12 protein-coding genes and 1 pseudogene are annotated in these 12,346 nt (G+C 70.2%); 5 read left to right on the top strand and 8 right to left on the bottom strand.

Annotated elements, in window-relative coordinates; translation table 11 throughout:
* Positions 1–48: 48 nt before the first annotated feature.
* The 4 genes from ASD30_RS01555 to ASD30_RS01540 all read right to left on the bottom strand — a co-directional run bounded on the left by ASD30_RS01555 (position 49) and on the right by ASD30_RS01540 (position 4,440).
* A complete protein-coding gene (locus ASD30_RS01555; protein WP_056675975.1) occupies positions 49–951 on the bottom strand; it encodes a hypothetical protein in 903 nt (300 codons plus the stop codon).
* Positions 952–1,060: 109 nt separating this feature from the next.
* Entirely contained in the window at positions 1,061–2,743 is a 1,683-nt protein-coding gene (gene ilvD, locus ASD30_RS01550; protein ID WP_056675972.1) for a dihydroxy-acid dehydratase, read from the bottom strand.
* A 68-nt stretch (positions 2,744–2,811) separates the two neighbouring features.
* On the bottom strand, positions 2,812–3,273 hold the full coding sequence (locus ASD30_RS01545; protein WP_056675969.1) for an SRPBCC family protein: 462 nt from the start codon (positions 3,271–3,273) through the stop codon (positions 2,812–2,814).
* A gap of 81 nt (positions 3,274–3,354) precedes the next feature.
* On the bottom strand, positions 3,355–4,440 hold the full coding sequence (locus ASD30_RS01540) for a WD40/YVTN/BNR-like repeat-containing protein (RefSeq protein ID WP_056675966.1): 1,086 nt from the start codon (positions 4,438–4,440) through the stop codon (positions 3,355–3,357).
* On the opposite strand from ASD30_RS01540, the gene ASD30_RS01535 reads away from it, so the two are divergent.
* The 5 genes and pseudogenes from ASD30_RS01535 to ASD30_RS25880 form a co-directional block, all read left to right on the top strand.
* Complete coding sequence (locus ASD30_RS01535; RefSeq protein WP_082563488.1) at positions 4,439–5,326, top strand: EamA family transporter; 888 nt, start codon at positions 4,439–4,441, stop codon at positions 5,324–5,326. The genes ASD30_RS01540 and ASD30_RS01535 overlap by 2 nt on opposite strands.
* A 113-nt stretch (positions 5,327–5,439) precedes the next feature.
* The gene (locus tag ASD30_RS01530; RefSeq protein WP_056675963.1) at positions 5,440–5,622 is read left to right on the top strand and encodes a hypothetical protein; all 183 of its coding nucleotides are present in this window, start codon (positions 5,440–5,442) and stop codon (positions 5,620–5,622) included.
* A 54-nt stretch (positions 5,623–5,676) separates the two neighbouring features.
* Entirely contained in the window at positions 5,677–6,603 is a 927-nt protein-coding gene (locus tag ASD30_RS01525) for an alpha/beta fold hydrolase (protein WP_056675959.1), read from the top strand.
* Between the two features lie 43 nt (positions 6,604–6,646).
* A complete protein-coding gene (locus ASD30_RS01520) occupies positions 6,647–7,792 on the top strand; it encodes a PQQ-dependent sugar dehydrogenase (protein ID WP_056675956.1) in 1,146 nt (381 codons plus the stop codon).
* A 162-nt stretch (positions 7,793–7,954) separates the two neighbouring features.
* A pseudogene (locus tag ASD30_RS25880) lies at positions 7,955–8,155 on the top strand (ISL3 family transposase); the annotation flags it as partial.
* 51 nt (positions 8,156–8,206) lie between these two features.
* Here the strand turns inward: ASD30_RS25880 and ASD30_RS01515 are convergent.
* The 4 genes from ASD30_RS01515 to gatC all read right to left on the bottom strand — a co-directional run bounded on the left by ASD30_RS01515 (position 8,207) and on the right by gatC (position 12,299).
* Positions 8,207–8,716, bottom strand: a complete 510-nt coding sequence (locus ASD30_RS01515; protein WP_056675954.1) for a DinB family protein — start codon at positions 8,714–8,716, stop codon at positions 8,207–8,209.
* A 165-nt stretch (positions 8,717–8,881) separates the two neighbouring features.
* A complete protein-coding gene (gatB, locus tag ASD30_RS01510) occupies positions 8,882–10,381 on the bottom strand; it encodes an Asp-tRNA(Asn)/Glu-tRNA(Gln) amidotransferase subunit GatB (RefSeq protein WP_056675950.1) in 1,500 nt (499 codons plus the stop codon).
* Positions 10,378–11,958, bottom strand: a complete 1,581-nt coding sequence (gatA, locus tag ASD30_RS01505; RefSeq protein WP_082563487.1) for an Asp-tRNA(Asn)/Glu-tRNA(Gln) amidotransferase subunit GatA — start codon at positions 11,956–11,958, stop codon at positions 10,378–10,380. Before gatA ends, gatB begins: the two co-directional genes overlap by 4 nt.
* Complete coding sequence (gene gatC / locus ASD30_RS01500; RefSeq protein ID WP_056675946.1) at positions 11,955–12,299, bottom strand: Asp-tRNA(Asn)/Glu-tRNA(Gln) amidotransferase subunit GatC; 345 nt, start codon at positions 12,297–12,299, stop codon at positions 11,955–11,957. The genes gatA and gatC overlap by 4 nt, the downstream gene beginning before the upstream one ends.
* Between the last annotated feature and the right edge of the window lie 47 nt (positions 12,300–12,346).

Raw genomic sequence — 12,346 nt, 5'->3', positions numbered from 1 at the left:
GTCGTCCGCGTCCAGTCGCCGCCCACCCGGTGCCGCCCGGGAACCGGCTCACCCCGCAGCCGTCTCGTCAGCGGCCACCACCCTGGCTCGCGACAGCCAGGCGGCCGCGTCGTGGCCGGGGCTTCCCGGCACGAAGCTGAGGCGATCGCTCACCGCTGGTCCGGCGAACGGCGCGACCAGCGCGTGGACCAGGGCCCTCGGGCGCAGCCCGGCCCGGACGAGCAGCGCCAGCTCACGTTCGTTGAGTCCGACCGGCAGGTCGCCGTTGCCGAGGTCGGTGCCGTAGAGCACCTCTCCCCCGGCCGCGTGGAAGCGACTCAGGTTGTCCACGGCCGTGTCCTGTTCCGGGGAGGACGTGCCGTAGCCGTGGATGTCGAGCGTGCTGATCCACCGCTGGCTGCGGGCCGAGCGGGCGATCTCGTCGTCGGACGCCCGCTCGGTCCAGGGCGTGTGCGCGAGTACGGCGACCCCGGCGTCGAGTGCGACCCGGAGCATGCCGGGCCCCTGCACGTGGGCGACCACCGGAACCGGCGACGCGTCGACCACCGCGGCCAGCGTGGCCGTGTCCAGCACCGGCCCGGCCTCGTTGTTGAGCACCACCTTGACCAGCGAGGCACCCAGGTCGACCTGCTCCGCCACGGCGGCCGCGGCCTGCGACGGGTCGGCCACGGTCCGGGTGCTGCCCTCCGGCGCCCAGGCGCGGTCACTCGGATAGCCACCGGGCGCGGTCAGGAAGCAGCCGGCGTACGCCACCGGGATCCTGGCGGCATCGGCGAGGTCTACGATGTCCGGCGACCAGCCGAGATCCACCACGGCACCGATGCCGCCGTCGGACAGTGCGTCGTACCCGACCAGGCCGAGGTGGACGTGGTGGTCGCGGAACACCGGGAACGCGGTGCCCTCCTCACCGGTGGGCAGGTGCCGCACCAGTCGTCCCGGCTCTCGCTCCATGGGCCATTCCTACACCCTCCCCACCCGATGCAACGCGGGGTTACGGTCGCTCCACACGCGTTGTGCCACGGACGAACCGTCAACAGCACCGCACAGGACGACCGCTGAGTCAGCTGGTGACGGCTCCGTGCGCCGCCGACTGCACCGTCTTGGCGTACTTGCCGAGGACGCCGCGGGTGTACTTCGGCGGGTTCGGCTCCCAGCCCACCTTGCGCTTCTCGAGCTCGGCGTCGTCGATCTCCACCTCGAGCAGGCGGTTGGCCACGTCGAGGGTGATCTGGTCACCGTCGCGGACGAACGCGATCGGACCGGCGTCCACGGCCTCGGGCGCGATGTGCCCGACACACAGGCCCGTCGTACCGCCGGAGAAACGACCGTCGGTGATCAGCAGGACGTCCTTGCCGAGGCCAGCGCCCTTGATGGCACCGGTGATGGCGAGCATCTCGCGCATGCCCGGACCGCCCTTGGGGCCCTCGTAGCGGATCACGACCACGTCGTTGGCCACGATCGTGCCCTGCGTCAACGCGTCGAGTGCCGCGCGCTCGCCGTCGAAGACCCGGGCCGTGCCGGTGAAGACGTCGTTGTCGAAGCCTGCGCTCTTCACGACCGCACCCTCGGGGGCCAGCGACCCCTTCAGGATGGTCAGGCCGCCGGACTTGTGGATCGCGTTGTCCATGGTGTGGATGACGTCGCCGTCGAGGGCCGGCGGGGCGATCGACTCGAGGTTCTCGGCGAGCGTCTTGCCGGTGACGGTCATCGCGTCGCCGTGCATGAGGCCGGCGTCGAGAAGCGCCTTCATCACCATCGGGATGCCACCGACCCGGTCGACGTCGGTCATGACGTACTTGCCGAACGGCTTGAGGTCGGCCAGGTGCGGGACCTTGTCGCCGATGCGGTTGAAGTCGTCGATGGTGAGGTCGACGTCGGCCTCGCGGGCGATCGCCAGCAGGTGGAGCACGGCGTTGGTGGAGCCGCCGAGCGCCATCACGACGGCGATGGCGTTCTCGAAGGCGTCCATGGTCATGATGTCGCGGGCGGTGAGGCCCTGGCGCAGCATCTCGACGACGGCCTCGCCCGACTTGATCGCGAAGGTGTCGCGGCGACGGTCGGGCGCGGGCGGAGCAGCGGAGCCGGGGAGGGACATGCCGAGCGCCTCACCCACGGAGGCCATCGTGTTCGCGGTGTACATGCCGCCACAGGCACCCTCACCGGGACAGATCGCCTTCTCGACACGGTCGACCTCCGCGCGGGTGATCTTGCCGGCCAGGCAGGCTCCGACGGCCTCGAACGCGTCGATGATGGTGACGTCCTTGCCGTCGATCTGGCCAGGCAGCGTCGACCCGGCGTACAGGAAGACCGAGGCAAGGTCGAGGCGGGCCGCGGCCATCAGCATGCCGGGCAGTGACTTGTCGCAGCCGGCCAGCAGCACGGAGCCGTCGAGGCGCTCGGCCATCATCACCGTCTCCACGGAGTCGGCGATCACCTCGCGGGAGACCAGCGAGAAGTGCATGCCCTCGTGGCCCATCGAGATGCCGTCGGAGACGGAGATGGTGCCGAACTCGAGCGGGAAGCCGCCGGCCGCGTGGACACCCTTCTTGGCGGCCTTGGCCAGCCGGTCCAGCGAGAGGTTGCAGGGGGTGATCTCGTTCCACGACGAGGCGACACCGATCTGAGGCTTGACCCAGTCGTCGTCGCCCATGCCCACGGCACGGAGCATGCCGCGGGCAGCGGCCTTCTCCAGTCCGTCGGTGACGTCGCGGCTGCGGGGCTTCATGTCAGGTGCGTCGGTCATGCCCCGAGCCTAATCCGCGGGGCTCGGCGCCGGGCGGGGTGTCTCAGCCCGACGCCGCGTCTGGTGACTCAGGCCGGCTCTTCGGCGCGTGCCTTGAGGTTGGCCAGGCCCTTCTCGAAGTCCTTGCCGACCAGCTTGTCCATCGGGATGACCCGGCCGACCAGGCCCATCAGGCCCTTCTGCTCACCCTGCATCGCCCAGGTCACCTCGGTTCCGGCCGCCACCGGGCGCAGTGTGAACGTGACGGCGTTGGTCGCCTTCCACGGCTTGAGGAACCTCAGCGCCACCCCGATCCGGTCGGGTTCCGAGGCGGTGATCACCATGGTGCCGCTGCCGGCCCGCTTGTTGCCGGACCAGGCGTAGTGGGAGCCCTCGCCGCTCTCCGGCCCTGAGTAGGTCCGGTCGAGGTCGGGGTCGAGTCCCTCCCACGGCGACCAGCCCTGCCATTGACGGAAATCGTTGATCAGCCCGTGGATCCTCGGCGGATCGGCCACCACCACGGTTGAGCGCTCAACCTTGAACTCGGACATCGTCCAACCCCTCACACATGTTCCCAACGCAAGGGATCGTGTCAGAAAGAACGCGCGAGCACGACCCTTTCGCGGAGGGACTCACAGGGTCGCGGCGCGGACCACCATCACGTCGGGGAGGTTCTGCACGATCTCGCGCCAGGTCTCCCCCGCGTCCGCGGAGGCGAAGACTCCGCCGTTGCGACCGCCGAAGTAGAGGCCCGCCGGATCGTGGCTGTCGGCGTCCATCGCGTCGCGCATGACCGCCACGAAGAAGCCCTCGGGCAGGCCGGTGCCCAGCTCCTGCCAGGACGCGCCGGCGTCGGTGGAGCGCCAGACCCGCGCCTTCGCGTCCACCGGGTAACGCGCGTCGCCGCCCTGGATCGGGAAGACGAAGATCGTCTCCGGGTCGTGGGGGTGCACGACCATCGGGAACCCGAAGTCGGCCGGCAGCCCGTCGGCGATGGACTCCCAGCGGCCGCCCTGGTCGTCGGAGCGATAGACGCCGCCGTGGTTCTGGAGGAACAGCCGGTCGGGTGCGTCCGGGTGGCGGGCCACCTTGTGCACGCACTGGCCGAACTCCGGGTACTGCTGCCCCTCGGGCAGGAACTCGGCCCGGATGCCGTCGTTGCGGGGCTGCCAGGTCTCGCCGCCGTCGTCGGTCTGGTAGACACCGCCGGTCGAGATGGCGACGGTCAGCGACTGTGGGTCGGCTGGGTGCGGAAGGATCGTGTGGAAGGCCTGTCCGCCGAACCCCTCGCCCCACTGGGTGCGGTGCGGGTGGTTCCACAGGCCCCGGAGCAGCTCGAAGGACTCGCCGCCATCGGTCGACCTGAACACCGCGCCCGGCTCCGTGCCGGCGTACACGACACCCGGTTGGGTGCCGGGGACCAGCTGCCACACCCGCTCGACGCTGGCGTCGATGTCGTCGGGCATGCGTACGGCGCCACCCGGCGTCTCCTGCCACGAGGCGCCGAGGTCGTCGGAGCGCCAGACCTGGGGGCCGGTCCAGCTCGACGAGGCACCCACCAGGAGACGCGGGTTGTCGCCACGTGTGTCGACCATGCAGGAGTAGACCTCCTCCATGTCGAAGTGGGGACCGGTCCACTGCCAGTCGACGCGCGCCGCGTCCGACGTACCGATCCAGAGGCCCTTGCGGGTTCCGACGAGGAGCACTGTCGATGCCATGCTTCGACCCTACGACCGGATCACGTTCGAGGGGAGAGGCATGCGCAGGGCAATCTGGCTGGTGCTGGGCGGCATCCTCTCCGTGCAGCTCGGCGCGGCCGTGGCCAAGGGCCTGTTCGACCGGATCGACCCCACAGCCATGGTCTTCCTCCGCCTGGTGACGAGCACGCTCGTGTTCCTCGCCATCGCCCGGCCCGACCTGCGCGGTCGCTCACGCGAGGACTGGGTGGTCGTGCTCGGCTTCGGGCTCAGCCTCGGGGTGATGAACTGGTCGATCTACCAGGCGTTCGCGCGCATCCCGCTCGGGTTGGCGGTGACGATCGAGTTCGTCGGACCGCTGGCCATCGCGGTGTTCGGCTCCCGGCGGCCGCGTGACCTGGTCTGGGTCGGCCTGGCCGCAGCCGGCGTGCTGCTGCTCGGCTTCCAGCCGACCGGGGTCACCCTGGCCGGGGTGCTGTTCGCCCTGCTCGCGGGCGCCGCGTGGGGGTCCTACATCCTGCTGAGCGCGAGCACCGGTCGACGCTGGCCGGGCATCGACGGCCTCGCCGTGGCCAGCGCGGTGGCGACCGCACTGCTGGTGCCCGCCGTCGTGAGTGGTGGCGTCGGCGACCTGCTGCACGGTGACATCCTCCTGCTCGGCGCCGCCGTCGGCATGCTCAGCTCCGTGGTTCCCTACAGCCTCGAGCTGGCCGCCCTGCGCTCCCTGCGCCCGGCCGTGTTCGGCATCATGATGAGCCTCGAGCCGGCCGCCGCGGCCCTCGCCGCGATCGTCGTCCTCCAGGAGTTCCTGGAGCCGATGCAATGGGTCGCGATGGCCTGCGTGATCGCGGCAAGTGTCGGCGCCACGCGGTCCGGGGCGCAGCTCCACGAGCCGGTGCCGGACTGAAGGTCCCCGCCGCGTGCTCGTTCACCCAGATGTCACACGACGTTGACGCAAGGGTCGCCCCCGCAGGCCTAGGTTGGGAGTCGTCCCCGCCATCGAGCCGCCTGGAGCGGATCATGAATCCCCTGCGCACTGTCCGGAACCTGCTTGACGACTGGGCCGTCCGGTCCCAGTCCACCGCCCGCCGCAACGCCATGCTCGCCTGCACCACCCTGGCGAAGCACCGCGCCGAAGTCCTCGAGGTCGATGAGTTCTTCGCCGCCCGCTATCCGACCCGGGTCGTGGCCGCCCACGGCTGAGGGCTCGGTCACATCTCCCGCACGGGCGGGCCGGCCTGGTGAACAATCCTCCTCATGGCTGCCATCGCCCAACCTGAAAGCACGATCGACAGCGCGACCCCGTCGGTCTACTTCTTCGACGTCGAGTCCGCGGACGGCACGCTCCTGCGCGCCTGGACCAACGACCCCGACTGCCTGATCGACGGCCCGACGGTCGTGCTCTGCAACGGCCTGGGCACCAACCCGTGGACCACGCCGTCGTTGCTGCGGCCCGGGTCCGGCGTACGCGTCGTGTCCTGGAACCACCGCGGCACCGGCGGCTCCGCACGTCCCGCCGACCGCAAGCACGTCGGCATTGAGCATTTCGTCGAGGACGCCGTCGCGGTGATGGACCACGTCGGCCTCGACAAGGCCGTGCTGCTGGGCTGGTCGATGGGCGTGAACACGATGTTCGAGCTCGCCGTACGCCACCCGGAGCGGGTGTCGGGGCTGTTCGCGTACGCCGGTGTGCCCGGGGCGACCTTCTCGACGATGCTGGCTCCTCTGCACCTTCCCAAGCCTGTGGCGCGCGCCCTGACGGTCAACCTGGCGCGCGTGGTCGCCGCAACGGGCAAGGCGATCACGCCGATCGCCAAGCGGCTGCCGATCGGGCAGAAGGCAGTGAGCCTGGTCAGCCACAGCGGCTTCATGTTCCCGGTCGCCGACCCGGAGCTCGCGGCGAAGGCGATCCGCGAATACCTCACCACGCCGATCGACTGGTACTTCCACCTCGCGCTCACCACGGCCGCTCACGGCCGGGTCTCGCTCAGTCGGATCGACGTGCCGACCGCGTTCGTCGCCGCCAAGTGGGACCTGCTCGCCGGCCCACGCGACATGGCCAGCGCCGCGGAGCGCATCGAGGGGGCGACGTACGTCGAACTCGTCGGCAGCCACTTCATCGCGATGGAGCAGCCGGAGCGCTTCCACGAACTGCTCCTGGAGTTCCTCGACCGGGTGCGCTGACCCCCGGCCCGGGCCTCACCGTGGTGCCCTACAGTCTTCTGACATGAGGCTGGTGGCGTCGCTCCTGATGGTTTCGGTGGCGTTGACCGCCTGTTCCTCCGAGGACGACGGCGACCCGCAGTCGACGCCACAGGTGCCGGCCCAGCCTTCGGGCGACGGATCGACCGGGACTGGTCCGACGGATCCCGTGCTCACCGGCAAGCCCCGTCCCTCCGCGTCGGCGGACGGGGTCCGCGTCGTCGACACGGTCGCGACCGGGCTGGAGGCCCCGTGGGGCCTGGACTTCCTGCCGAACGGCGACGCCGTCGTCACCGAGCGTGACTCCCGGCGGGTCCTGGTGGTCTCGAGTGGCCGCACCCGTGAGATCGGCGTGATCGACGAGGCCGATCCACGTGAGGAGGCCGGGCTGCTCGGGGTCGCGGTCTCCCCCGACTTCGCCACCGACTCCACGTTGTACTTCTACGTCTCGACCCCGACGGACAACAGGGTGGTGCGGGCGTCGTACGACGGGAGCACGCTGGGAGCGACCGAGCCGATCCTGACCGGCATCCCGAACGGGTTCATCCACGACGGCGGCCGCCTGGTGTTCGGGCCCGACGGCAACCTCTACGTCTCCACGGGCGAGACCGGCGACCAGGACATGGCGCAGGACCCGGACGCACTGGGCGGCAAGATCCTGCGGATCACCCCCGAGGGCAAGCCGGCGCCGGGCAACCCCGACCCGTCGTCGCCGATCTGGTCGACCGGGCACCGCAACGTGCAGGGTCTGGCCTTCGACTCCGATCGGCAGCTGTGGGCCAGTGAGTTCGGCTCCCAGGCCTTCGACGAGCTGAACCGGATCGAGAAGGGCGCCAACTACGGCTGGCCGCTCTTCGAGGGATCCGGCGGCGCCCCCGACTACACCGACCCGCAGGTGGTCTGGCGCACCAGTGACGCCTCACCGTCCGGACTGGCCTGGGCGGACGGCTTCTTGTGGATGGCCTCGCTGCGCGGTGAACGCCTGTGGCGGGTGAAGGTCGAGGACGGTGTCGCGAGCGACCCGACCGACTTCTTCGTCGGGAAGTACGGCCGGCTGCGCACCGTCGTACTCGCTCCCGACGGCAACCTGTGGCTGACCACGTCCAACCGTGACGGTCGCGGTGATCCGGCCGAGGCCGACGACCGCATCCTCGTCGTCTCCCCCTCCTGACGCGAGCCGCGTGCTTTTGATGCGCGAACCGTGGGTTGTTGCGCGCCCAACCGTGAGTTCTTGATGTGCTGAAATCAGGCTCTTCGCAGTTGAGGGTGTAGTCCGGTCGGCGCGTCGGTGGCCGGGTAGGGGTCGAGGTCTCCCGAGGATGGGGGTGACCATGATCTCGGGCTCGAAGTGCTCGGGCAGCGGCTGGAGCCCGATCGGGCGATTCTCCGGTGCCGGGTTGTCGAGCCCGACAGATGGTGTCGTCGCTGCGGATGCCCTGGCGCGGCCAGGGACACGGTGGTCCGGCGGTTGGCGCACGAGCCGTTCGGGTGGCGGCCCACGGTGTTGGAGGTCAGCCTCCGTCGATACCGTTGTAACGCCGCCTCCGACGACCCGGAACACGGACCGACGACGCGCCGCGAGCCGTCAGTCGCCGACGCTGCCGTCGATCATCTCGCGCAGGATGTCCGCGTGGCCCGCGTGCCGGGCGGTCTCCACGATCACGTGCAGGTACATCCACGTCAGTTCCCTGCCCCGCGGTGTGATGACGGCGTAGTCGAGGTTGTGCTGGGCGGCGATCTCGCGGGAGCGGTCGCACTCCGCCTGGTAGGCGGCGATGACGTCGTCGAGCTTCTCGTTCGGCTCCAGCCGCAGGTCGGCCTCCGGGTCTGCGTCGGTCCACGGCGGCGTGGGCAGCTCCGCGGCGGGGATCTGCCCGATCTGCTCGGCGAACCCGCCCAGTTCCACCCACCGCAGGTGTTTGATCAGGCCGCCGAGGTTGGTGCCGGTCGGCACCGGGCTGCGCCGCGCGTCCTCCTCCGACACCCCGCGGGCCTTGCGCACGACGGCGTCGCGCAGATAATCCAGGAACGTCTCGAGCTGCTCGCGCTCGCTGGCGGCGACCACGCTGCCGAGGATCTCACCCGGTCTAGTCATGGCCGGAACATAGCACGCGGGCCGACCCTCGCACCGGGGCTATTTTTGGGCTCTTCGGCGGCTTCCGACCCCAACTACACCCTCGATTGTGAAGAGCCTGAAATCAAGAACCCACGGTTGGCGACGCAAGGATGCACGGTTCGCGCATCAAGAACCCACGGTTGGTCAGGTGAGCTTTTCGATGATGAGCTCGCGGACCCGGCCGGCGTCGGCCTGACCGCGCATCTCCTTCATCACCGCGCCGATGAGGGCACCGGCGGCGGCGACCTTGCCGTCGCGGATCTTGTCGGCGACGTCGGGGTTGGCCTCGATCGCCTTGTCGACGGCGGCACCCAGGGCACCGTCGTCGGAGACGATGGCGAGGCCACGGGCGGCGACGATCTCGGCGGGGGTGCCCTCGCCGGCGATCAGGCCGTCGAAGACCTGGCGGGCCAGCTTGTCGTTGAGCGAGCCGGCGTCCACCAGGGCTTGTACGGCGGCAACGTCGGCAGGTGTCACGCCCAGATCGGCGATCTCCTGGCCCGAGTCATTGGCACGGCGGGCCAGCTCGGAGAGCCACCACTTGCGCGCCGACTGCGGTGAGGCACCGGCGGCGATGGTCTCCTCGACCAGCCCGAGCGCTCCGGCACCGACGGTGTCGCGCATCTCGAGGTCGGAGAAGCCCCACTCCTTCTGCAGGCGGCCGCGCTTCTCGCGGGGCAGCTCGGGCAGGGTGCCCTTGAGCTCCTCGACCCACTCACGCGACGGCGCCACCGGCACCAGGTCGGGCTCGGGGAAGTAGCGGTAGTCGTCGGCGTCGGACTTCGGGCGACCGCTGGTCGTGACGCCGGTGTCCTCGTGCCAGTGCCGGGTCTCCTGCAGGATCGAGCCACCCCCGTCGAGGATCGCGGCGTGACGCTGCATCTCGTAGCGGACCGCACGCTCGACCGAGCGCAGCGAGTTCACGTTCTTCGTCTCGGTGCGGGTGCCGAGCGAGCCGGTGCCGACCGGGGCCAGCGACAGGTTCACGTCGGCGCGGATCGAGCCCTGGTCCATGCGGGCATCGGAGACACCCAGGGCCACGATCAGCTCACGCAGCTGCGCGACGTACGCCTTGGCCACCTCGGGGGCCTTCTCCCGTGAGCCCATGATCGGCTTGGTGACGATCTCGATCAGGGGGATGCCGGCCCGGTTGTAGTCGACCAGCGAGTGGTCGGCGCCGTGGATGCGCCCGGTGGCTCCACCGACGTGCAGCGACTTGCCGGTGTCCTCCTCCATGTGGGCGCGCTCGATCTCGACGCGCACGATCTCGCCCCCCTCGAGCTCGACGTCGAGGTAGCCCTCGAACGCGATCGGCTCGTCGTACTGCGAGGTCTGGAAGTTCTTCGGCATGTCCGGGTAGAAGTAGTTCTTGCGCGCGAAGCGGCACCACTCGGCGATCTCGCAGTTCAGCGCGAGGCCGATGCGCATCGCCGACTCGACGGCCTTGGCGTTGACCACCGGCATCGCGCCGGGCAGGCCCAGGCAGGTCGGGCAGACCTGGCTGTTGGGCTCTCCGCCGAACACGGCCGGGCAGCCGCAGAACATCTTGGTGTTGGTGTTCAGCTCGACGTGGACCTCGAGGCCCATCGCCGGGTCGAACTTCTCGAGGGACTCCTCGAAGGACAGCAACGTGTCGGTGCTCATGCCATTTCTCCGGTGGTCGAGTAGGGAGGTCTCGATACGGGCGCAGAGCGCCCTACTCGACCACCGGGACCCGTGTCGAGACTGGGGGCCTGCGCCAGCAACGGGCCGCCCCACTTCTTCTCCAGCAACGTCTCGAGGGCAGCACCCACGCGGTAGAGCCGGTCGTCGGCCAGGGCCGGTGCCAGCACCTGGAACCCGGCGGGCAGGCCGTCCTCGGAGGCCAGGCCGCTGGGCAGCGAGATGCCCGGGACCCCGGCCAGGTTGGCGGGGATCGTGGCGAGGTCGTTGAGGTACATCGCCAGCGGGTCGTCGAGCTTCTCCCCCAGCTTGAACGCCGTGGTCGGCGCGGTCGGCGAGACCAGCACGTCGGCCTTCTCGAACGCGGCCTCGAAGTCGCGGCTGATCAGCGTGCGCACCTTCTGCGCCTGGCCGTAGTAGGCGTCGTAGTAGCCGCTCGACAGGGCGTAGGTGCCGAGGATGATGCGGCGCTTGACCTCGTCGCCGAACCCGGCATCACGCGAGGCGCGCATGACGTCCTCGGCCGACGGGTCGCCGTCGGGCACGACCCGCAGGCCGTAACGCATCGCGTCGAACTTCGCCAGGTTGGAGGACGCCTCCGACGGCATGATCAGGTAGTACGCCGCCAAGGCGTGCACGAAACTCGGGCAGGAGACCTCCACCAGCTCGGCGCCGGCCGAGACGAGCAGGTCGAGCGACTCCCGGAAGCTGGCCTCGACGCCTGCCTGGTAGCCCTCGCCTCCGAGCTCCTTGATGACGCCGACGCGGAGCCCACTCAGGTCTCCGGACGCACCCTGACGGGCGGCCTCGGCGAGCGCACCCACCGGCTCCTTGATCGAGGTGGAGTCGCGCGGGTCGTGACCGCCGATCACCTCGTGCAGCAGGGCAGAGTCGAGCACGGTGCGCGAGACCGGGCCGGCCTGGTCGAGTGAGTTGGCCATCGCCACGAGGCCGTAGCGCGACACCCCGCCGTACGTCGGCTTCACGCCGACGGTGCCGGTGACCGCACCGGGCTGGCGGATCGAGCCGCCGGTGTCGGTGCCGATAGCCAGCGGCGCCTCGAAGGCGGCCACCGCAGCGGCCGAGCCACCGCCGGAGCCGCCGGGGATGCGGTCGAGGTCCCACGGGTTGCGCGTCGGGCCGTACGCCGAGTGCTCGGTCGACGAACCCATCGCGAACTCGTCCATGTTGGTCTTGCCCAGGATCGGCAGGCCGGCCTCCTTGAGGCGGGTCACCACCGTGGCGTCGTACGGCGGGATCCAGCCCTCGAGGATCTTCGAGCCACAGGTCGTGGGCAGGCCCTCGGTGGCCAGCACGTCCTTGACCGCGATCGGCACACCGTCGAGGACCGAGGCCGGGGCGCCCGCGGCACGACGCGCGTCGGAGGCGGCGGCCTGGGCCAGCGCTCCCTCACGGTCGACGTGGAGGAACGCGTGGACCGCACTGTCGACGGCCTCGATGCGGTCGAGGAACAGCTCGGTCAGCGCGACGGACGTGGTCTCGCCGGCCTCGAGGGCGGCGACCAGGTCGGCGGCGGAGGCGCGGAGGTAGTCGGTCATGCTTCCTCCCCCAGGATGCGCGGCACCGAGAAGCGCTGCCCCTCGGACGCCGGGGCCATGGCCAGCGCCTGCTCGGCGGTCAGCCCGGGCGTCACGACGTCGTCGCGGAACACGTTGGTCAGCGGCAGCGCGTGGGAGGTCGGCGGGATCTCGTCGGCGGCGACCTCGGCGATGGAGGCAACGGACTCGAGGATCACCGACAGCTGCGGTGCGAGGTGCTCCAGCTCGGCGTCGGACAGGTCGATCCGGGCGAGATCGGCAAGATGCGCGACCTCGTCACGTGAAATCTCGATACGACCACTCGTGCCTCGCGGGCTACTCGATCCAGGAATCTCAGGCATGGACCCGATCCTATGGCCGAACCACTCCCAACCGAATCCCGGGTCAC

It is taken from the genome of Nocardioides sp. Root140 (assembly GCF_001426745.1).
Taxonomy (GTDB): domain Bacteria; phylum Actinomycetota; class Actinomycetes; order Propionibacteriales; family Nocardioidaceae; genus Nocardioides.
Note: the sequence above shows the minus strand (reverse complement) of the source record. Positions and strands in the feature narration are given on the sequence as shown.